Source organism: Nitrospirillum guanabarense (genome assembly GCF_034653355.1).
Taxonomy (GTDB): Bacteria; Pseudomonadota; Alphaproteobacteria; order Azospirillales; family Azospirillaceae; genus Nitrospirillum.
In genome coordinates, this window is sequence record NZ_JAYEER010000001.1 from 316,766 (window position 1) to 338,415 (window position 21,650).

Annotated in this window: 19 protein-coding genes; 17 read left to right on the forward strand and 2 right to left on the reverse strand. The window is 65.1% G+C overall.

What is annotated here, in order from left to right:
- Positions 1-126 precede the first annotated feature (126 nt).
- From UAA55_RS01235 to UAA55_RS01245, 3 genes are all read left to right on the forward strand, one after another.
- Positions 127-600, forward strand: coding sequence for a cache domain-containing protein (locus tag UAA55_RS01235; protein ID WP_322950846.1), 474 nt, complete (start codon positions 127-129; stop codon positions 598-600).
- Positions 601-644: 44 nt separating this feature from the next.
- On the forward strand, positions 645-1,718 hold the full coding sequence (locus UAA55_RS01240) for a HAMP domain-containing protein (protein WP_322950847.1): 1,074 nt from the start codon (positions 645-647) through the stop codon (positions 1,716-1,718).
- A gap of 193 nt (positions 1,719-1,911) precedes the next feature.
- Positions 1,912-3,129, forward strand: coding sequence for a nucleotidyl cyclase domain-containing protein (locus tag UAA55_RS01245; protein WP_322950848.1), 1,218 nt, complete (start codon positions 1,912-1,914; stop codon positions 3,127-3,129).
- A gap of 125 nt (positions 3,130-3,254) precedes the next feature.
- Here the strand turns inward: UAA55_RS01245 and UAA55_RS01250 are convergent, their stop codons facing one another.
- Positions 3,255-4,703, reverse strand: a complete 1,449-nt coding sequence (locus UAA55_RS01250) for a methyl-accepting chemotaxis protein (RefSeq protein WP_322950849.1) — start codon at positions 4,701-4,703, stop codon at positions 3,255-3,257.
- Between the two features lie 497 nt (positions 4,704-5,200).
- On the opposite strand from UAA55_RS01250, the gene UAA55_RS01255 reads away from it, so the two are divergent.
- The 6 genes from UAA55_RS01255 to UAA55_RS01280 all read left to right on the forward strand — a co-directional run bounded on the left by UAA55_RS01255 (position 5,201) and on the right by UAA55_RS01280 (position 10,657).
- Positions 5,201-5,425 (forward strand): hypothetical protein, encoded by a 225-nt coding sequence (locus tag UAA55_RS01255; RefSeq protein ID WP_322950850.1) that lies wholly within the window; start codon positions 5,201-5,203, stop codon positions 5,423-5,425.
- Positions 5,426-5,435: 10 nt separating this feature from the next.
- Positions 5,436-6,419: a DUF6976 family protein gene (locus UAA55_RS01260; RefSeq protein WP_322950851.1), complete on the forward strand. Its 984-nt coding sequence runs from the start codon at positions 5,436-5,438 to the stop codon at positions 6,417-6,419.
- 353 nt (positions 6,420-6,772) lie between these two features.
- A complete protein-coding gene (locus UAA55_RS01265; RefSeq protein WP_463667839.1) occupies positions 6,773-8,986 on the forward strand; it encodes a copper-transporting P-type ATPase in 2,214 nt (737 codons plus the stop codon).
- A 365-nt stretch (positions 8,987-9,351) separates the two neighbouring features.
- Complete coding sequence (locus UAA55_RS01270; RefSeq protein WP_322950852.1) at positions 9,352-9,705, forward strand: Spy/CpxP family protein refolding chaperone; 354 nt, start codon at positions 9,352-9,354, stop codon at positions 9,703-9,705.
- A gap of 26 nt (positions 9,706-9,731) precedes the next feature.
- Positions 9,732-9,998: a DUF2933 domain-containing protein gene (locus UAA55_RS01275; RefSeq protein WP_322950853.1), complete on the forward strand. Its 267-nt coding sequence runs from the start codon at positions 9,732-9,734 to the stop codon at positions 9,996-9,998.
- Positions 9,995-10,657 carry a methyltransferase family protein gene (locus UAA55_RS01280; protein ID WP_322950854.1) on the forward strand — a complete coding sequence of 221 codons (663 nt, stop codon included), beginning with the start codon at positions 9,995-9,997 and terminating at the stop codon, positions 10,655-10,657. Before UAA55_RS01275 ends, UAA55_RS01280 begins: the two co-directional genes overlap by 4 nt.
- Before the next feature lie 164 nt (positions 10,658-10,821).
- Here UAA55_RS01280 and UAA55_RS01285 read toward each other — a convergent pair whose 3' ends face one another.
- Positions 10,822-12,552: a chemotaxis protein gene (locus UAA55_RS01285; protein WP_322950855.1), complete on the reverse strand. Its 1,731-nt coding sequence runs from the start codon at positions 12,550-12,552 to the stop codon at positions 10,822-10,824.
- 500 nt (positions 12,553-13,052) lie between these two features.
- Here UAA55_RS01285 and UAA55_RS01290 point away from each other — a divergent pair, with 500 nt between their 5' ends.
- The 8 genes from UAA55_RS01290 to UAA55_RS01325 are packed head-to-tail and all read left to right on the forward strand — an operon-like array spanning position 13,053 to position 21,649.
- Positions 13,053-13,415, forward strand: a complete 363-nt coding sequence (locus tag UAA55_RS01290; protein WP_322950856.1) for an STAS domain-containing protein — start codon at positions 13,053-13,055, stop codon at positions 13,413-13,415.
- Complete coding sequence (locus UAA55_RS01295) at positions 13,415-13,783, forward strand: response regulator (protein ID WP_322951911.1); 369 nt, start codon at positions 13,415-13,417, stop codon at positions 13,781-13,783. Before UAA55_RS01290 ends, UAA55_RS01295 begins: the two co-directional genes overlap by 1 nt.
- A complete protein-coding gene (locus UAA55_RS01300) occupies positions 13,780-15,924 on the forward strand; it encodes a chemotaxis protein CheA (RefSeq protein ID WP_322950857.1) in 2,145 nt (714 codons plus the stop codon). Before UAA55_RS01295 ends, UAA55_RS01300 begins: the two co-directional genes overlap by 4 nt.
- Positions 15,925-15,939: 15 nt before the next feature.
- Complete coding sequence (locus tag UAA55_RS01305) at positions 15,940-16,440, forward strand: chemotaxis protein CheW (RefSeq protein ID WP_322950858.1); 501 nt, start codon at positions 15,940-15,942, stop codon at positions 16,438-16,440.
- A 14-nt stretch (positions 16,441-16,454) separates the two neighbouring features.
- Positions 16,455-18,194, forward strand: coding sequence for a methyl-accepting chemotaxis protein (locus UAA55_RS01310; protein WP_322950859.1), 1,740 nt, complete (start codon positions 16,455-16,457; stop codon positions 18,192-18,194).
- 15 nt (positions 18,195-18,209) lie between these two features.
- Entirely contained in the window at positions 18,210-18,791 is a 582-nt protein-coding gene (locus UAA55_RS01315; RefSeq protein WP_322950860.1) for a chemotaxis protein CheW, read from the forward strand.
- Complete coding sequence (locus UAA55_RS01320; protein WP_322950861.1) at positions 18,782-20,764, forward strand: HAMP domain-containing methyl-accepting chemotaxis protein; 1,983 nt, start codon at positions 18,782-18,784, stop codon at positions 20,762-20,764. Before UAA55_RS01315 ends, UAA55_RS01320 begins: the two co-directional genes overlap by 10 nt.
- The gene (locus UAA55_RS01325; RefSeq protein ID WP_322950862.1) at positions 20,765-21,649 is read left to right on the forward strand and encodes a CheR family methyltransferase; all 885 of its coding nucleotides are present in this window, start codon (positions 20,765-20,767) and stop codon (positions 21,647-21,649) included.
- Position 21,650: the final 1 nt, after the last annotated feature.

Genomic DNA, 21,650 nt, shown 5'->3' on the forward strand with positions numbered 1-21,650 from the left:
TGGATACTTAAGGTCAAGTGATCGCCACTGACCCGCCGGCACAACGATTTCTTAAGAAATCGCCGTTAAGGTGACAACTGCTGAAAAATCTAGGCCTCAGAACAGTCCGCCTCAAGAAAATCCTTAATGCCGAGGACCAAGGTGATGCACAGGCGCTCCATCCTAGCCTTCTCGCTGCTCTCCTTCCTGGCCTTCCCGGCATGGGCGGGCCAGAGCGGTACGGCCGAAGACGCGATCGCGATGACGCAGAAAGCTGTTGCCTATCTTAAGCAAACCAGTCCGGAGGTCGCGTACTCCGAAATCACGGCCAAATCGCCCCGCTTCGTGGATCGCGACCTGTACGTCGTTGTCTATGACTTGTCAGGAAACTGCCTGGCCCACGGCGCCAACCCCAAACTCGTCGGCAAGAACCTCATCGATGCCCAGGATGTGGACGGCACCTATTATATCCGAGAGCGAATTTCTTTGGCCGAGAAGAAAGATAAATTCTGGCACGACTACAAATTCACCGATCCTTCCACCAGAAAGATCTCCAGGAAGTCCACATATTGCGAACGCGCGGACAGCGTCATTGTCTGTGTGGGCATATACAAGCCATGACGACACTCAATAGCTTTTCAGCGCATGAACCGGGACGCAGAACCATGCCGCGGCTGCACAATATGCCGATATTCGCAAAGGTTGCGGCCGCCCCCGCGATCCTGCTGATCGTTCTCGTGGGCATCGGCAGCGGCGCCTTCGCCCTGCTCACGACGGACGCTCTCCATGTGACGGCGCTGGACCAGGAGGTTCTCAGACCTCAGCAAAAGGTGGCGGCGTTCGACACCAAGCTCGACACCACCATGACCTCCCTCTACAGGTTGGTTTCCGTGGCGGCGGAGGAGAGCGACATCCCCAAGATCACCCGCATGGCGCATGACGCGGCCCAGGACTTGAAGGTGGTGGATGACCTCTCCTCGACCCTGATCACTGTTCTTCCGGAACAGTCCGTGGATGGCGCCGCGCTCAGCGAAATCGAGAGCCATGCCCATCAGTTCACCAAGGCGGCCGCGTTGGTGGTCGATATGGTGGACACCGACCCTGGTACCGCGTTGACCATGATGAGCGCGACCGCCCGTACCTACGACGAAACCAAACATCTCGTCGCCAACCTGGCTTCCAAGTTCGACGCATTGGAAGAGCAGCGTATCGCTCGCCTGAAAAGCTCCATGTACGCGGGGCGGTTGGCCTTTACCGCCGCCGTGATCGCGGTGGGCATGATCGCCGTCATCCTGGTCATTGTCATCATCCGGGCGGTCTCGGCGCCGATCATGGCCTTGACCCGGACCCTGCAGGATCTTACGCGCCAAGACTATTCGGTGACCGTTCCCGGCCTGCATGCCAAGGACGAACTGGGAACGATGGCCCGCGCGGTGGACGGGCTCCGTCAAACCGCATCCCTACTGGAAGACCTGAGGCGCCAACAGGAAACGGAGCGGCAGCGCACCGAGCAGGAAAAGGTGGCCTGGCTTGAGACCATGAGCTGGGCGGTCGAGCGCGAGATTTTGACCGCTATTGAACAAATTCGCCGCGATGGTCCGGCAATCGGCGCCAGTCCTGATGCTTCACCGGAAGACGGCTCTCCCGCCACGGAGCGCTCCGCCGCCGCGCCGCGTACCGTCGCCGTGCTGGAGAACCTCGCCAAGATCGTCCGGTCGTTCTCGCGGGAAATCTATTAAGCCCGCCCGATGGCGTAAGAGGCGGCGCCCTTCGGACGGCGCCTGTCCCCCGAGAGGTTTGCCCCACGTGTCTGCTTTCCTCGACAAGATCACGTCGTGGCTGAAGGATGGCGAACCGACACAGCCGCCAGCGGCTGGTAAGGCCGGGCGCGACGCTCCGCCCCCAGCGCCGGCCCCCCCACCCAAGGTCGAGTTGAACGACCGCCTGCGTTCCATCCTGGCCGAACGGTCGCCCGTCGCCGCCGGCAGCATACAGATGATCGGCCTTGACAGTTTGAAGGTGAAACTAGGCCAACGATGGGATGCCGTCCGGAGCAAGGTGCTGATTTTGGCGGAGCGTCTGCTGGGGGACGTCCTGTCCCCGCAGGATGTATTCTTTCGCCATGGCGAGGACACCTTTGTGATCGTATTCGCGCAGCTGGGTGATCGCGAAGCGTGTCTCATATGCGGAAGGATCGTCGAAGATCTGCAGCGCTTGCTGTTGGGGGAGGCGGATACCTCCACCATACGGGTAACATCCGTGGTCGGAATGGTGGACGACACGGTGCAACTCCAGGCCGCGTCGCTGGACGAACTGCTGGACGCGGTCGCGCGCTCCATGTCCCGGCCCGAAGCGGGGCGGCAGATAGGCGGCGGCACCACATGGGCCGAACCGTGGCGGGGCAATCCGGCCGAAACGGTGGAGGTCATGTACCGCCCCGCTTGGGACGCCGCACGGCAGGTGCTGTTTCTTTATATCGCCCGCGCCCGCCGCCTGCGGGGCAACCAAGCGCTTTGGGGCACCGGGGCGCTCTCCTGCGCCACCGCCAATCCGATGGAGGTTCTGGACCTCGACCTCGTGATCATGCGGGGGGCCATTGAAACTTACCTGGAGCTATACGAGAACCGCTTCCGTTTCTTTCTTTCCCTGCCCATCCATTACGAAAGCATATCGGTCACCAGCCGCCGGCAACAGATCATCGATCTGGCGGGATGCGTTCCGGCGCACCTCCGCCCCTTCCTGAATTATCGCCTGGAGGATTTGCCGGACGGCATACCTGAGGGCCGCCTTCGGGAACTGATCAATGGCCTGCGCCCTTTCGGGCGCAGCGTGACTGTCGCGACCAAACTTCAGAGCCGCGACCTCCCAATCTTCGCGGCGGCGGGCGCCAAGGGAGTGGCGGCAACGCTGCCCGGCCCCATCCTGACGGAACGGACGGCCGTCGATCTCGCCTATTTCGCTTCCTCGGCTCAGAAACTGCGATTGGGTACCCTGGTGGAAGGCGTGGAGACGAAAGCCGCCGAGGCCGCCGCCACAGCCGCGGGAATCAATTTTCTGGCGGGGGACTTCATTGGCCCCTGGACGGCGGTGCCCGGCCACGTCATTCACAAGCCCCGCCATGAACTGGGCCGCGGGCCCGGGGTTCCATAGCGAAGCCACCGGCAGGGGTTGGGCCGGGGCCGGGACGGCGGAACGGCAACAGACGGCGCCCCGATGAGGTGAAGGACCTCAAGCGGGGCGCCGTCCCTGTCCACAGTCAACTCATTCCGGATCAATCACCGCGCCAGGATGCGGGCCGCCTCCTTGGTCGTGGCAACCGCCTGGCCGACTTGGCTGATCGCGGCCGAAATGCCGCCCAGGTTGCTGGTCACCGTCTCCACCGCGTTCGCCGTCTTCTGCATGTTCAAGGACATGTCGCGGGTGACGGCGCTTTGCTCCTCGACCGCGCCGGCCGTGGATGTCACGTACTCCCGCACGGTGACTATGGACTGCCGAATGGTGGCGAGCGCCCCGACGACATCACCAGAGACCGCCTGCATGCCCTCGATCTCGTCGGAGATCTGCTGGGTGGCGTTGGCGGATTGGGTGGCCAAGTTCTTCACCTCCGTCGCCACAACGGCGAAGCCCTTGCCGGCGTCGCCCGCCCGCGCGGCCTCGATGGTGGCGTTCAGCGCCAGCAGGTTGATCTGGCCGGCAATGCCCCGGATGACTTCCACCACGCCCTCCATCGAGCGCGCGACCTCCGCCAGGCGCTGGGTGGAGGCATCGGCCCTGTCCGCCAGCTCCGCGGCACTGTCCGCCGCGGTCCGGGACTGCGTCATGCTCTGGGAGATCTCGTGAATGGAGGCCGCCAGTTCCTCGGCACTGGACGCCATCATCTGCACGGCGCCCGAGGTTTCACCCGCCGCGTGAAGGGCATCACCCGATTGCCGGGTGGACTGATCCATCGCCTGGTCGATCTCGCCGAAGTTCTTGTCGATCATGGTCTTCAGGTCGGCCAGCATCTGCACCTGGCGGGTGATGTCGGTGGCATACTTCACCACCTTGAACGGCTTGCCGTTGAGGTCGAAAATGGGGTTGTAGGACGCCTCGATCCACACCTCACGGCCGCCCTTGCCGATGCGCTTGAACTGCGCCGCCTGGTATTCGCCCCGGCGCAGCGCGTCCCAGAAGGCGCGGTATTCCGCGCTGTCGCGGTAGGCAGGTTCCACGAACATGGCGTGCGGCTTGCCCTGCACCTCGGCCAGGGTATAGCCGAGGGTGTTGAGGAAGCCGTCGTTGGCGGTCAGCACCGTGCCGTCCATGGCGAACTCGATGACCGCCTGCGACTTGCGGATGGCGTCCATCTGGCCCCGCAGGTCGGCATATTCCATCTTCTGCGCCGTGACGTCGGTGGCGTACTTCACCACCTTCAGCGGCCGGCCGTTGGTGTCGAGGACGGGGTTGTATGAGGCCTCGATCCAGACCTCCTTGCCGCCCTTGCCGATGCGCTTGAATTGCCGAGCCTGGAACTCGCCCCGACGCAGGGCGTCCCAGAACTGCCGGTAGGCGGCGCCGTCCCGCTCCTGAGGTTCGACGAACAGGCTGTGGTGCTTGCCCTTGATCTCGCCCAGCGTATAGCCCAGCGCTTTCAGGAAGTTGGCATTGGCTGTCAGGACCGTGCCGTCCATGGCGAACTCGATGACCGCCTGCGACTTGTCCAGCGCGGCCAAGGTCGCAATCATCGTCCTGAATTGGCGCATGAAATTTGAAAACAGCATGTCGATCCCCGCTTACCTTTAGTCATCAACGCGGAACATCAGTTAATGGCGTTTGCACTCCGGATCGGCTTCCGCGACGCGATCTGGGTGAGCGCAAGCTACAGCGCCGCTATTAACGCGTCGTTTATTGACACCGGCCTCACGCCGCTCTTCAGGTTATCTAACCGAAAGGTCAGCGACACCCGCAGGCCACTGGCGTGGTGGCGACGTTAGGAGCATGAACCCATGAAACGGCGATGGGATGCCCCTATCATGGCAATTGCCGCGATTTGAAAGGAGCGGCGACCGTCCCTGCGCCACCCTCCAAGGAATAAACATAAAGCGGAAAATAAATAAATTTGGCTTAAAAATTAATTCCATCAGCCGCATAGGCACTTCCCCCGAAGTTAACTGGATATTAAGGCGGACGGCAGATAACCACGCCATCAGCAAGGCGCCTATCCGATTTAGAGGAGCTAGAAATGCTGCCTGATAAATCAAATCCCCGTTGGCGGTGTCTCGTTTCCGGCGAGCTGGACGTAACTTACTCCCTATTGGCAACAAAATTCCTGATGGCCCGCCTGAACCGTGCCGCGAAGGCCGACCCGTCAGCAGGGAATCTCTCAAAACTGATCGATGAAGCGTACGTTTTCTTCCAGACGAACGAGAGAATTGCGGCAAAGGACCTTCAGGCAATCTTCGGCTAGGAGTTTCATCATGCCCTCGATTTTAAGCACCGCGCACACGGCCGACCTTATCCGGCAAGGGCACAAGCTGCTGCTGGCTGGCGATGAGGCCCTGCTCAAGCAACTGCCGCAAGGCGATTGGATTGGTGGCACCATTCCTTATTTCATGGCGGACACGGGCGGCCTGATGACCCGCGACGGGGTCTTCGTCACCGTCCTGCCAGAGGATGTTTCCGCCATCAGCACCCGGTTCTACGATGCGGAGGCACTTCCCCATATCGCTCGCGATGAGCCGGAGAACGGCTTCTCATTCATCATCATCCCAGCCTTCTCACCGTTGCATCTATCATTCGCTGAGAATGTCTATGGCTACGAGAATATCTTCAACCGCCCGCTCATGGGGTGGGTCTCCGGTATCGACCTGGATGACTTGGGCAAGGTCACGCCCAAGGTCGTTGACGGCCGGACGGGCCGGTGGAGTGAAGGCGATGCCATCGTCATGCACGCCTCCCTTCGCCCAGGCGTGACCGCCGAAATTGGCATCGTCAATCTGTTCACCCAAGGGGACGGCGATACCATCACCTTCAGCGCTTCCGGGTTTTCCGTTCGCGAAGCCGAAATCAACGGTGTGCCCACGAACTTCGGTGAATACCTGACAAGGCAGGCGGTCTCGACGAAATTGCCGCTCGTTGCCGACTATGCTGGCGCCCTGGTCAACGTTTCCATCCAGTCGATTAATCCGGAAACCGGCGAGGTGCAGTTCTACGCTCCAGTCTTTCCGGGCGTCGAGTACAAGTTCGCGTCTCCAGTGACCGATTATGCCGGCGCCTTCGCCGACAAAATCGGGCGGATCGACTCTCATCCCACAATCGCCGTGAACTGTATTCTGAATTATCTATACGGTGAGCTTGAGGGAAAACGAACTGGCGATATCCACGGCCCAATGACCTTTGGGGAAATCGCCTATGGCCTATTGAATCAAACTCTCGTCCACCTGGACCTGAAGCATCTCTGACATCCCCTGGCATGGCGGCCCTCGCCGCCCTGCCGCTTAATTGAATACATACCCGCCTGACCCGCTCCCGACTTTCCTCCGGTCATGAGCAGGGTCTCACCGATTGTTGATCCTTCTGGGCGTTGATGGCGATCGGGTCCGGGCTTGCCCCGGACCCGATCGCGGCGCTGTTCGCAAGGCCATCTGGATGGGCGCCGCCACACCCCGGCGGGAGTGCGGCCGAGCCTGGTTGTACTTGTGCCACCAAGCCACCAGAATAGGTGTGGCGTGAGCAAGCGATGTGACGTCCTGGACAATGGACCACCCCGTCCACTGACTGTCCCGTCGGCGAGCCTTTGGCCAGGAGGAAAGCGATGCGGGAGCATGAACATGTCATCGGGCACGCCACGCACGGCCATGCCGGGCATGAACACATGACGCCTAACATTCCGGGGGACATGCCGGCGACGTCCAACGTGGTCTACACATGTCCCATGCATCCGCAAATCCGCCAGCCGGGGCCGGGCAACTGCCCGATCTGCGGCATGACGCTCGAGTTGCTGAAGGTCTCCCTTGAGGATGGGCCGAGCCTCGAGCTTCAGGACATGCAGCGCCGCTTCGTCATTGGCGGCATCCTGACCCTACCCATTCTGCTGCTGGAGATGGGCGGCCATTTGCCCGGCATCGGTTTGGCCCACCTGCTGGGCGCTCAGTTGAATACCTGGATGCAGTTCCTGTTGGGAACACCGGTCGTGCTGTGGGCTGGCTGGCCCTTTTTCGCGCGGGGGTGGACATCGATCCGCACCCGCAGCCTCAACATGTTCACCCTGATCGCCATGGGAACGGGCGCCGCCTATCTCTACAGCCTGATCGCCGTGTTGGCACCGGACCTTTTCCCCGATGGGTTCCGCAGCCCGGGCGGGACGGTGGCGGTGTATTTCGAGGCGGCTTCGGTCATCGTGGTCCTGGTCCTGCTGGGGCAGGTGCTGGAACTACGCGCCCGGGAGCGGACTGGAGGCGCCATCCGCGCCCTGCTGAATTTGGCACCCAAGACGGCCCGCCGCATCGCCGCCGGCAATGATGAGGAAATCACGCTGGAGCAGGTGCGGGTGGGCGACCACCTTCGGATCCGGCCCGGCGAGTCCGTGCCGGTGGATGGGACGGTGCTGGAGGGCCGGTCGTCCGTGGATGAATCCATGGTCACGGGCGAGTCCATGCCGGTGGAAAAGGAACCAGGCTCCAGCCTGATTGGCGCCACCCTGAACGGCACCGGCAGCCTGGTGATGCGGGCGGACAAAGTCGGAACCGACACCGTGCTGGCCCGTATCGTCCAGATGGTGGCGGAGGCACAGCGCAGCCGCGCCCCCATCCAGCGGCTGGCCGACGCCGTGTCCGGGTATTTCGTGCCGGGGGTGATCGCCGCCGCCATCCTGTCTTTCGCGGCCTGGGCGATATGGGGTCCAAGCCCGCCGCTGGCATACGGGCTGGTCGCCGCGGTTTCCGTGCTGATCATCGCCTGTCCCTGCGCGTTGGGCTTGGCGACGCCGGTGAGCATCATGGTCGGTGTGGGCCGGGGGGCGACGGAAGGGGTGCTGATTAAGAACGCGGAGGCGCTGGAGCGGTTCGAGAAGGTCGATACGCTGGTGGTCGACAAGACCGGAACCCTGACCGTGGGCCGGCCCAAGGTCACCTCCGTCGTGCCGGTGCCCGGCATGGACGCGTCCGAACTGCTGGCCCTGGCGGCGTCGCTTGAGAGAGGCAGCGAACATCCCCTGGCGGCGGCCATGGTGAACGCCGCCCAGGACCAGGGCTTGCCTTTGCAGGAGGTGGCCGATTTCGGCTCGGTGACCGGCCAGGGCGTCGTCGGCGCCATCGCCGGCCGCCGCGTCGCCCTGGGCAATGCGAAGCTGATGGCGGCGCAGGGCATCACCCTGGACGGCCTGGCCGAGGAGGCCGACGCGTTGCGCCAGGACGGGGCGACGGCCATGTATCTCGCTATCGATGGCCGGATCGCCGGCATCATCGCCGTGGCCGACCCGGTGAAGGAGAGCACGTCCGACGCATTGAAAACGTTGAAGGCGGATGGCGTGCGCGTCGTCATGCTCACCGGCGATAACAAGACGACGGCCCAAGCGGTGGCCCGCCGCCTCGGCATCGACGAGGTGGTGGCCGAGGTGAGCCCGGAGGACAAGAACGCCGTCGTGCGGCGGCTGAAGGGCGAGGGCCGCATCGTCGCCATGGCCGGCGACGGGGTCAACGATGCGCCGGCCCTGGCGGAGGCTGATGTCGGCATCGCCATGGGCACCGGCACCGACGTGGCGATGCAGAGCGCCGGCGTGACGCTGGTGAAGGGCGACCTCGCCGGCATCGCGCGGGCGCGGGCGCTGAGCCGGGCCACCATGCGCAACATCCGCCAGAACCTGTTCCTGGCCTTCATCTACAACGCGCTGGGCGTGCCGGTCGCGGCCGGGGTGCTCTATCCCTTCTCCGGCATCCTGCTGAGCCCCGTCATCGCCGCGGCCGCGATGGCGTTGAGCTCCGTATCGGTGATCGCCAACGCCCTGCGCTTGCGGACGGTCCGGTCGTAGCCACTGAACCGGGCCGGCCTCGACCGTCCGACAAACCGATCCCGGTCACCGCGACCATTGAGTTGAATCAAGGAAAGGTTGAGCCCGGTGCGGCACTGTTCATGTGCCGCACCTGCAACCGGAGAAGTCCCATGGAGCGCCTTTCGCATCGTGTCCTTCGCGGCGCCCTATTGGCCGCTTCCCTGGCATATGCCCCAGCGACGGGGGCCCTGGCCCAGGGCAATGCCGAAGACCATGCCGCGCATCATCCCGGCCAGCCCCCGGCCGTGGCCGCCCAGCCGTCTCCAGCCAAGACCGGCATGACCATGCCCGGGGGCGACACCGGGGGGACGCCGATGAACGGTGGGGGCCGGATGATGCCAGGCATGATGTCCGGCGGCATGGCCGGCATGATGACCGGCGACCACACCGAGGGGCGCTTGGCGTTCCTGAAGACGGAACTGCACATCACGGAAGCCCAGGGCAAGGTCTGGAGCGCTTTCGCCGATGCCGTCCGGGCGGCGGCGAAAGGCGCGCGGGCGATGCACGGCGGCGTGATGGGCACCGCCACGGCCACTTGGCCGGAGCGGTTGGCTCAGCACGAAAAAATGCTTTCCGCCCATCTCGACGCCCTCAAATCCATCCGTGCCGCCGCCGAGCCGCTGTATGCCGCCCTGGACGCGGAGCAAAAGAAGACGGCCGACGACCTCATGGCCGGGCCGATGATGGGCGCGATGTAACGCGGGCCAAGAGAGAGGAGGCCGCCATGGACCACATGACTGAGAATGCCCCCTGGTGGAAAACCCGGACCGGGATCGTGCTGCTTGGCTTCGCCGCGGTGGCGGCCTTCTTCCTCTTCACCGAGCATCGGGCCCATGTCTTCGGCCTGCTTCCCTATCTGCTCCTGCTTGCCTGCCCGTTGATGCACCTGTTCATGCATCATGGACACGGTGGCCATGATCACAGTGGCCATGATCACAAGGGTGTGGACGACCCTTCCCACAATTCGGCTGGCAAGGGACATCAGCCATGAACCATGACACCGCTCCCGCTTACGGACTCTGGTCGCTGGTCATCATCAACTCGGCGGTGTTCATCATCTTCGCGTTCAGCTTCACCAAGCCAAGGTCAGCCCGCGACTGGCGCTCTTTCGGGGCCTTTAGCGGCTTCATCCTGGCCCTGTTCACGGAGATGTACGGCTTCCCCTTGACGATATACCTGCTGTCCGGCTGGCTGCAGACCCGATATCCCTCCGTCGATCTGATGTCCCATGACGCTGGCCACTTGTGGAACACGATCTTCGGGTTGTCGGGCGATCCGCACTTCGGGGTTCTGCATCTCCTGAGCACTCTGCTTCTTATCGCCGGGTTCGGCCTGCTTTCCTGGGCCTGGCCGCACCTGCATGCGGCCCAGCGACGGGACAAATTGGCGGTGACAGGCCCTTACGCGCGCATCCGGCACCCGCAGTACGTCGGCTTCATCCTCATCATGGCCGGGTTCCTGCTGCAATGGCCGACCCTGCTGACACTGCTGATGTTCCCCGTGCTGGTGTTCATGTATGTCCGGCTGGCGGCTTCCGAAGAGGCCACGATGAGGCGGGAGTTCGGGGCGGACTATGACCGTTACACTGCGGCGACACCCCGCTGGTTTCCGCACCTGTCGGGTCCGGATCACCTTGAAGGGCAGGCTTGAGAGGTCTCCTTCCTGACCTCGGCCGTGACGCGGGCGACGGGCGGATGGATGCGGTATTTGGAATAAAACAAGCACCGCCTCACCCGCAGCCTGCGGATCAGCGGCCCGGGACACGTCAGGGCGGCCAAGTTGTTGACGCAGGTGGTGCATTGGCACCGGCGGCCTTAGAAGAAAATATCCTCCAGGTTCCCGGCCGCGGCCACCTGGCTGGGCGTTTCCACCGGCGGCTGGGCCCTGCCGGGAGCGTATCGGTCCAGCACCTGGCGCTCGCGGGCCATGGTGTAACTACGGGCCATCAGGCCGATCAGCGGTTCGGCCTGTACCGGAACGTCCCCGATATGGGGGCCCGGGGCCAGGACTGCCAAGTCCGTCGCGGCCTGGCGCAACACCTCGCCGATTTCACCATGCGAGGCTGTCCGGTCGACCGTTTCCCGCAACAGGCAGACCACCCTCTCGCCGTCACGCTCCAGCGTCTGCAGCGCCGTCGCGAGATTCTGGCCCGCGGCCTCCAGCCGGGCGATGGATCGCGTCATGACGTTGGCCATGGTCGCGGCATCGGCGGCGGCCGCGGCGCGCGCCTGCCCCGACAGGCTGGCCGCGATGGCCGCGACCTGGTCCAGTTCGCTCATCACGCCGTTGGCCTCCACGGCGATCTCGTTGGCGTACACGCGCAGTTCCTGCGCGATGATCGACAGCGGCCGGCCGACGGTGCCCAGGCGGCCGCAGCGTAGGCTGGTGTTCAAGCCCATGATGCGGATATCAGCCTCCAGGGCCCGCATCGTGCCGATCTGGCTGGCCAGCCGTGTGGTCGCCTCCGACACCGACGCCGCGACCTCGTCGGCTTGACGCCGCGCCGCGCCATAGCCGTTCAGCAAGGTGTCGACCTCGCCGACCTCCCCCTCCAATTCACCCACGAAAGTCCCCTGCGCGTTGCCTGAGGCACCGAAGGCGTCGCGACCCAAGCCCAGGATCTCGCACGCGTCGCGCGCCAATTCATGCAGCGAGGTCAGTATCTGCCCGATCTCCTGCGCCAGTTCGTCCGCCGTGTCATCCAATTGCGCCGCCTGCAGGCGGCAGCAAAACCGGGCCGCCGCCGCCGCGCCGTCGAAGGTGGGGCCGCCCGCGGTGTCCGTCCAGGACGGGCTGGACTGGCCCGGCATTTCCGCCACCAAACTCAGGGCGTAGTCGACATGTTCCATACGTTGCCGCGTGATGTCGCCCACCTGCAACGCCATGACCGCCTCGCCGATGCGCCTGGCGATGTCCTTTGAGCGCTGGCCGACCGTGGCGGCGATGGCGCTCCCCCGCTGGCCGCGGTCGACGACGGTGCCGATGCTGTGGGCCAGGCGCTCGGGAACGGTGCGGATGGCCGTCGCCTGACGCGCATCCAATGCGGACTGGTCGGTGGCCGCCGCCTGCAGGTGCCGGCCTACGCCCGCCAGTTCGGCGGCGAACTGGTCCAGGCTGGATTGCGCCAGGCCCAGCGTGCGGCGGATTTCCGTGGCGAAGTTCATGAATTCCGCGCTGGTATCGCCGATGACCGCCGCTGCGATCTTGGCGTTGGTGGCCAGCATTCCGACGCCCTTGATCGACTTGTCCATGCGCGCCACCCGGCCGCCGATGGCGGTGACCAGCGCCGTCAGAGTGCGGAAGGAATCAGTTTCGTCGCCCTGGATCAGCGCCGAGACAAAACGTGCCACCTGCGACAGATCCTGGGCGGCCAGGCGCAGGTCTTCCCCCTTCATTTCATCCGAGAGCGTGTCGAAGGTGCGGGTCAGCGCCGTCAGGATGTCGACCGAGGTCTCCAAGCGACGGCCGATGTCCAGGAAACGCGCGTCGGTCGATGTGGACGCGGCCCTGATCGCCTTGGCCACGGTATCCAGATCCCTGCCCATGCGTATCCTCGATCAATTATATGGCGTAGCGACGGCCACTTTTCATCAAACAGGTAAATTGGTGGTTAACCCTCCAGCGACCATTCATCCTTGGGGCGACGCGGTGCCATGATACGCTCGCCAACGTTGGGGCTTTCTGAACCAATCCCGGCCTCAAGGCGGCCCCTGGCTTTTGGTCCCAATAAGATAGTGGTACCCCCCTCGGGTGAGAGGGTAACGGCGCCATCCGTTCTATTAATTCCTTATTTACATTGTATTTTATTCAAAAATTCTCTCTGCTGAATTGATATATGTCAGTCGATATACCTATCGATATTTACACTTTATCAACCAACTACCCATAAGGTGCGACAGGCCAGCGAATTTCACTGGCGCTCGTCCTGGAAAAATTCCCCTACCGGATAACTATCTACAATATTGATAAAATATTTTTCTGTTAATTACTGGCGCCAAAGATGACCACATGTTCCCAGGAATTCAACTCAAGTGAGGGTTTCGTGATGCCGAATACTTCGGATGACGATGTCGTGAAAATCGCTCTTGAGGGCTCACACACTCTACGCAATGCCGAAGAAACACATGCCGTTCTCATGAGCGCGATGAAGGCACATCCCGTTCTGGAAATAGACTGCGGCACGCTGGACGAGGTGGACCTCAGCTTCATCCAACTGCTGCTCGCGGCCCGGAAAAGCGCCAAGAGTGCCGGGCGAATACTCCGGCTGGCGCGGCCGGCTTCGGGGGCGTTGCGCGACACATTGCACCGGGGCGGCTTCCTTATGGCCGCGGATCTGGCCGCTGGCGTTCCGGCCTCCGCCGCCCAGACCGCCGACAGCGATTTCTGGCTGCACACGGAGACACCATGATGGCCAAGACCGTCCTTAGCGTTGATGATTCCTCCAGCGTGCGCCAGATGGTGAAGCTGACACTGTCCGGCGCCGGGTACAACGTCGTCCAGGCCAGCGACGGCGCCGAAGGACTGGCCAAGGCCAAGGACACGACCGTCGACCTGGTGGTCACGGACCTCAACATGCCGGTGATGGATGGGCTGGATCTTATTCGGGCGCTGCGTCAGCTGCCCGCCTATCGCGGCGTGCCGATCCTGTTCCTGACCACGGAATCCGATGCCGGCATGAAGCAGGCGGCCAAGGCCGCGGGCGCGACCGGCTGGATCACCAAGCCCTTCCAGCAGGAACAGCTGGTCGCCGTCGTGCGCAAGGTCCTGGGCGCATGAGCGCGCTGGACCCATCCGACGTCTTCCGCCAGGAAGCGCAGGAACTGCTGGAGCAGTTGGAACAGGCGCTGCTCGACCTTGAGCATGCGCCGGACGACCACGACCTGATCAACAGCGCCTTCCGCGCCCTTCATACCGTGAAGGGATCGGGGGCGATGTTCGGCTTCGACGCGGTGGCGGCCTTCACCCATCATGTGGAGACGGCATTCGATCTGGTGCGCAAAGGCAAGGTGGCGCCCAGCCGGGCGCTGATCGCCGTGACGCTGGCGGCCAAGGATCACATGCGCCTGCTGATCGAGACACCCGATCTGGCCGAAGCGGCCGATGGCGCCGCCATCTTGCAGATGCTGAAACAGATCGTGGGCGATCCGTCGGCATCCGCGGCAGCGGCTGAAACGACCCCGGAGGGTGCGGAAGAGGACATGGCCCAGGAGGGCGCGTCCACATGGCGGATCCGCTTCCGGCTGAGCCGCGACGCCATGACGATGGGCACCAACCCCTTGCTGCTGCTGGACGAATTGCGCGGGCTGGGTGTGGCCACCGTGGTGGCGCGGACCGAGGGCGTCCCCCCGCTGGAGGAGATGGCGGCGACCGATTGTCATCTGGCCTGGGACGTGGTGTTGACCACCAGCCAGCCCCGCACCGCGATCGAAGAGGTCTTCATGTTCGTGATCGACGACATGGAGTTGTCGATCGACGCCATCGACATGACCGGTGAAGGCAGCCGTATCGGCGAAATCCTGGTGAACCGGGGGGATGTGGCGCAGCAGGCGGTGGACGCCGCGGTGGCGGCCCAGATGCCCCTGGGTACGCTGCTGGTCAAATCGGGCCAAGTCTCCCATGACACACTGGCGTCGGCGCTGGCCGAACAGCAGCATGTGCGCACCGGCCTGGGTGCCGGTGCCGGCGAGGCGGCCGCGGCTTTGCCGGGAGGCGCCCAGGGCGGGGCCAAGGGCCCAACCAAAGGGGTGGACAGCATCCGGGTGCCAGCCGAGCGGCTGGACGAGTTGATGGACCGGGTCGGCGAACTGGTGATCGTTCAATCGCGTCTGTCGCAGGTCGCGGCGTCCAGCCACGATGCCGAAGTGAAGGCCATCGCCGAAGAGATCGAGCGCCTGGCGCACGAACTGCGGGACACCACCATGGGGGTCCGCACGGTACCCATCGGGTCGCTTTTCGGGCGTTTCCGCCGGCTGGTCCACGACTTGGCCCACGAGTTGGGCAAGCGGATCGAACTGGTCACGGTGGGCGAGGAAACGGAACTCGACAAGACGGTCATCGAACGCCTCAACGACCCGCTGATCCATCTGATCCGCAATGCCATCGATCATGGCTTGGAGGCGCCGGAGGGACGCAAGACCGCAGGCAAGCCGGCGGCGGGGCGCATCACGCTGACCGCCTGCCATGCCGGGGCCGAGGTCATGGTGTCGATCAGCGATGACGGTCGCGGCCTGGATCGCGCACGCATCCAGGCACGCGCCGAGGACCAGGGCCTGATCCCGTCGGGCGCCAAGCTGTCCGATGCCGAACTGTTCCAGCTGATCTTCCAGCCCGGCTTCTCCACCGCTAAAGAGGTGACCAGCCTGTCCGGCCGCGGCGTGGGCATGGATGTGGTGAAGCGGGCCATCGAGGGGCTGCGCGGAAAGATCGACATCGCCAGCACGCCCGGCGAGGGCACCCGGCTGACGCTGCGGCTGCCGCTGACCCTGGCCATCATCGACGGCCTGCTGGTGCGGGTCGGCGCTGGACGTTACGCCCTGCCGCTGTCGGCGGTGGAGGAATGCGTCGAACTGTCGGCGGAAGAGGACGCGCGCTCACGCGGGCGCAGCTTCTTGAACATCCGCGGCGACCTGGTGCCCTTCCTGCGCCTGCGCGAGCTGTTCCAGGTATCGGAGCCACCGGATCGCTACCAGAAGGCGGTGATCGTCTCCTTCGGGGGACGGCGGGTCGGCCTGGTGGTGGACCAGGTGATCGGCAATCACCAGACGGTGATCAAGTCGCTGTCCAAGCTGCACGCGGATGTCGAGACCTTCGCCGGCGCCACCATTCTGGGCGACGGCGCCGTGGCCCTGATCCTGGACATCGCCAACCTGGTCAAGCTGGGCATGGCCTATGAGAACCGCTTCAAAGCCGCAAGCTGACGGCAGGGGAACATCATGACAGCGTGGAAAAGCGGTGCGCCGCTGGAAGTCCTGACCCTGGGCCTGCAAGGCGAGATTTTCGCCCTGGAGGCGGCGCACGTGCGCGAGATCCTGGACCTCGTTCCTGTCACCGGGGTGCCCAACAGCCAGCCCTTCGTGGGCGGACTGATCAATGTGCGCGGCAAGGTGGTGCCGCTGGCGGACCTCCGTCTGAAGTTCGGAATGGAGCTGCAGCCGCCGACCATCGACACCCGCATCGTCGTCACCGAGGTGATGATCGATGGCGACCCCGTGATCGTCGGGATCCGCGCCGACAAGGTTTACGAAATCACCCAGGTGGCGGCGTCCGCCCTGGAGGAGACGCCGCGCATCGGCATGCGCTGGCGGCCGGAATACATCCGCTGCATCGCCAAGCGGGGGACCGAATTCATCGTCGTCCTGGATCTGGAACGCATCTTCTCCCGCGGTGACGCGCGGGACGAGGCAGCCAGCCCATCCCAACGCACCGCAGCCTGACGGGAGAACTTGATATGCGTGTCACCATCAAGCTGAAGCTGGCGTTGACCTTCGCCTTCATCATCATGCTCAGCACCGCCACGGCGGGGCTGGGCATCAGCAGCCTGGCCGCCATCAACACCACCATGCGCGACATGATCGCCGGCCCGGTGCAGAAGCTGCAATGGGCGGAAGAGGTGCTGGTCGACCTGGTCCAGATGGTGCGGGCCGAGAAGAACATGCTTCTCTCGACCAGTCCCGAGCAGATCGAGAAGTACGACCAAGAGATCATGCGCTATCGCCAAGACTTCGCCGACTTGGTTGGCAAGGTCCAGGCCATCATCAGCGCGGAGGGCAAGCCGAAATGGCAGGCGCTGCAGGCGACCTGGCAGCAGTTCCTGGCCGCTGACGACAAGATGCGGGAGTTGGCCAAGCGCGGCGAACAGGCCAAGGCCGTGGAGATATCGGTGGGGCCGGCGCGCCAGCTGGTGGGTGAGGCGCAGCGGCAGCTGGCCGACATCATCGAACTCTACCGCACACAGATGGCGCGCGCCGACGCCGACGCGGTCGCCCAATACGAAAGCGCGCGCCTGATGCTGGCCGTCGCCGTGCTGGCGTCACTGCTGGTCGCCGTGGCGGCCGGGACTTGGATCGCGCTGGGCATCAGCCGCGGCCTGAACCAGGCGGGCGCCTTGGCGCAGGCCGTGGCGGATGGTGACCTGACCCGCACGGTCGAGGTCACGTCGCGCGACGAGGTCGGCGACCTCATGCGTCACATCAACACCATGGTCGAGAAGCTGCGGGACGTGGTGGGTGAGGCGACGTCGGCCTCGGAGAACGTGTCGTCGGGCAGCCAGGAGCTGTCGGCGACGGCGGAGGAGCTGTCGCAGGGGGCGACGGAGCAGGCGTCCGCGGCGGAGGAGGCCTCGGCGTCGATGGAGCAGATGGCGGCGAACATCAAGCAGAACGCGGACAATGCCAGCCAGACGGAGAAGATCGCGCGGCAGTCCGCGTCGGATGCGCAGATGAGCGGCGAGGCGGTGACGCGGGCGGTGCAGGCGATGCGGACGATCGCGGAGAAGATCACCATCGTGCAGGAGATCGCGCGCCAGACGGACCTGCTGGCGCTGAACGCGGCCGTTGAGGCGGCGCGGGCGGGCGAGCACGGCCGGGGCTTCGCCGTGGTGGCGTCGGAGGTGCGCAAGCTGGCGGAACGCAGCCAGACGGCGGCGGCGGAGATCAGCACGATGTCGTCGCAGACGGTGCAGGCGGCGCAGGAGGCGGGCGAGATGCTGACGCGCCTGGTGCCGGACATCAAGAAGACGGCCGAACTGGTGGCGGAGATCAGTGCCGCGTGCCGGGAGCAGGACATCGGCGGGGAGCAGATCAACCAGGCGATCCAGCAGCTGGACAAGGTGACGCAGCAGAACGCCAGCGCGTCGGAACAGATGTCGGCGACGTCGGAGGAGCTGGCGGCGCAGTCGGAGCAGTTGCAGGCCAGCATCGCCTACTTCCGGGTGGATGGGGCGTCGCCCGCCTCACCGTCGACCGTGCGCCGGCCGTCGCGGGCGCCGGTGGCCAGCGCGGCCAAGCCGGCGCCCTCCCCCGCGCGCCCGGCGAACCTGCGGGCCGCGAATGGGCACGGGCATAACGGCCGGGTGGTCCCAGTGCCCGTCCGCGCGGCGGTTGGCCGCAAGGGTGCCGTCGGCGGCTTCGCCCTGGACCTGACCAATGGCGCCGGCGATGCCCGCGACGCCGAGTTCGAGAAGTACTGAGTGTCGGCGGCCATCATGAACAGCCTGACCGAAACCTCCCGGGAAGCCCAGTTCGTCACGCTCGGCATCGAGCGCGAGATCTACGCCGTCCCGGTCGAAGCGGTGGTGGAAATCCTGGACATGCGGCCGATCTTCCGCATCCCGGAAACGCCGCCCTATCTTGTCGGCCTGATCGATGTCCGGGGCCGGGGCGTGCCGGTGATCGACCTGCGGCTGAAGCTGGGCCTGTCGCCTGGCATCCCCTCCGAACATACCCGCATCCTGGTCCTGCATGTTCCGATCAACGGGCGGGAGATCGCCCTGGGCCTGATCGCGGACCGGGTGTTCGAGGTCCTGCCGCTGGACCTGCGCCAACTGGAGGCACCGCCGGACATCGGGGTGTCGTGGCGGTCCGACTACATTCGTGGCGTGGGCCGCCGCGGCGACGGCTTCGTCATCGTCTTCGACCTGGCGACACTGTTCACCGCCGACGAGGCGTCGGTCATCGGCCGCAAGGCCCCGCCCGATCTGGCGGCCAGCGCCTCCGCCCAACCGCTGCCGGCGGCCGCCACCCTTCAAGACAATCCGATGATCAAGGAATCTTCGCGATGCGCATGACCATCAAGCTGAAACTGGGGCTGACCTTCGCGGTCATCGTCGCGTTGTCGACCACCAGCGCCGTCTTGGGCATACAGAAGCTAGCCGCCCTGGATGACAGCCTGCACCACATGGCCCAGGGACCGATGCAGCAGATCAAGGTGGCCCAGGACCTCTACACCGACCTCATGACCGTGACACGGTCGGAGAAGAGCCTGCTGCTGGCGGACAGCAAGGAACTGGTGAGCCAGTATGAGGCGCGGATCGCCAAGGAACAGCAGGCTCTGGAGGCGGATCGCGTCAAGCTGGATTCCCTCACCGCCGGCGAAAGCAACAAGAAGGTGGCCGCCTTTACCGCTGTGTGGAAGCAATTCCTGCCCATCCAGAACCGGGTCATCGCCCTGGCGAAGGGCGACCAGCGGGACGAGGCCGTTCGCCTGTCCCGCGTCGAAGGGCGGCAGGTGCTGGACAGCGCCGACGCGGCGCTGGACGAAGTGGTGGCCCTGGCCCAGGCGAACATGACGCAGACCGAAGCCGCGGCCACCGCACAGTATGATGCCGCGCGGACGATGCTGACCGTCACGGTCGCCGTCTCGCTGTTGATCGCACTGGCCGCCGCGACCTGGATCCTGATCAGCATCAGCCGGGGCCTGCAGGGCGCCATCCGCCTGGCCAACGGTGTCGCCCGCGGCGACCTGGACCAGTCGCTGGCCGTCAGGTCGGATGACGAGATCCGGGACATGGTGACCGCGCTGAACACCATGATGGACAATTTGCGGGCGACGGCCGGCATCGCCGACACGGTGGCCAACGGCGACCTGACGGTGGAGGCCACGCCCCTGTCCGACAAGGATACGCTGGGCATCGCGCTGAAGCGCATGATCGCCAACCTGCGGGCCACGGCGCGGGTGGCCGACACGGTCGCCGACGGCGACTTGACGGTGGAAGCCAAACCCCTGTCCGACAAGGATGTCCTTGGCCTGGCGCTGAAGCGCATGGTCGAGAAGCTGCGGGACGTGGTGGGTGAGGCGACGTCGGCCTCGGAGAACGTGTCGTCGGGCAGCCAGGAGCTGTCGGCGACGGCGGAGGAGCTGTCGCAGGGGGCGACGGAGCAGGCGTCCGCGGCGGAGGAGGCCTCGGCGTCGATGGAGCAGATGGCGGCGAACATCAAGCAGAACGCGGACAATGCCAGCCAGACGGAGAAGATCGCGCGGCAGTCCGCGTCGGATGCGCAGATGAGCGGCGAGGCGGTGACGCGGGCGGTGCAGGCGATGCGGACGATCGCGGAGAAGATCACCATCGTGCAGGAGATCGCGCGCCAGACGGACCTGCTGGCGCTGAACGCGGCCGTTGAGGCGGCGCGGGCGGGCGAGCACGGCCGGGGCTTCGCCGTGGTGGCGTCGGAGGTGCGCAAGCTGGCGGAACGCAGCCAGACGGCGGCGGCGGAGATCAGCACGATGTCGTCGCAGACGGTGCAGGCGGCGCAGGAGGCGGGCGAGATGCTGACGCGCCTGGTGCCGGACATCAAGAAGACGGCCGAACTGGTGGCGGAGATCAGTGCCGCGTGCCGGGAGCAGGACATCGGCGGGGAGCAGATCAACCAGGCGATCCAGCAACTGGACAAGGTGACGCAGCAGAACGCCAGCGCGTCGGAGCAGATGTCGGCGACGTCGGAGGAGCTGGCGGCGCAGTCGGAGCAGCTGCAGGCCAGCATCGCCTACTTCCGGGTGGATGGAGCGTCGCCCGCCGCACCGTCGGCCGTGCGCCGGCCGTCGCGGGCGCCGGTGGCCAGCGCGGCCAAGCCGGCGCCGTCTTCGGCGGCGCCGCGCCAGGGTGCCGGGCGAACCGGGAACGGCCACGCCACACCCAACGGCCGGGTGGTTCCGGCGCCCGTCCGCGCCGCGGCTGGCCGCAAGGGCGCCGCTGGCGGCTTCGCCCTGGACCTGACCAATGGCGCCGGCGATGCCCGCGACGCCGAGTTCGAGAAGTACTGAATGTTGGCGGATCAAGTGGAGGCGGCCTACAGTGCGGCAACGGCCGCTGCCGCCGATCGCCTCAGCGCCCGGGATTTTCGTCGGCTGGCCGCCTTCATCCAGGATTACAGCGGCATCAAGATGCCGGAGAGCAAGAGGACCATGGTCGAGGGCCGCTTGCGCAAACGCGTGGTGGCGACGGGTGCTGCCGATCTGGCGGACTATTGCGCGCGCCTTTTCGACGGCGGCGGCCTGGCCGATGAAGCCATACACCTGATCGACGTGGTCACAACCAACAAGACGGAGTTCTTCCGCGAGCAGGAGCATTTCCGCATCCTGGAGGATGTCGCCCTGCCGGGGCTGCTGGCCCAGCGCCATGCCGGCCCTTACACGACCCTAAAGGTCTGGAGCACCGCCAGTTCGATCGGGGCCGAACCCTACACCCTGGCCATGGTCCTGGCCGATGCCAGCCAGCGTCACGGCGGCTTTCGCATCGACATCATGGCCACCGACATCTCCACCCGCGTGCTGGAAACGGCGGCCACCGCCATCTATCCGGAGGAGATGATCGCCCCCGTGCCGCCGGAAATGCGCCAGCGCTACCTGCTGCGCTCCAAGGACCGGGCCCGGCGCCTGGTGCGCATCGTGCCCGAGTTGCGCCGCCTGGTCCGGTTCGGCCGGCTGAACCTGATGGACGCGACCTATCCCGTCGACCGTGACCTGGACGTCATCTTCTGCCGCAATATCCTGATCTATTTTGACAAGCCGACGCAGCAGGCGGTGCTGGCCCGCCTGTGCGATCACCTGCGCCCCGGCGGCTACCTGTTCCTGGGGCATTCGGAATCGCTGGCGGGATCCGGCCTGCCGATGCGGCCGCTGGGCGCCAGCGTCTTCCGGCGGGAGTGAA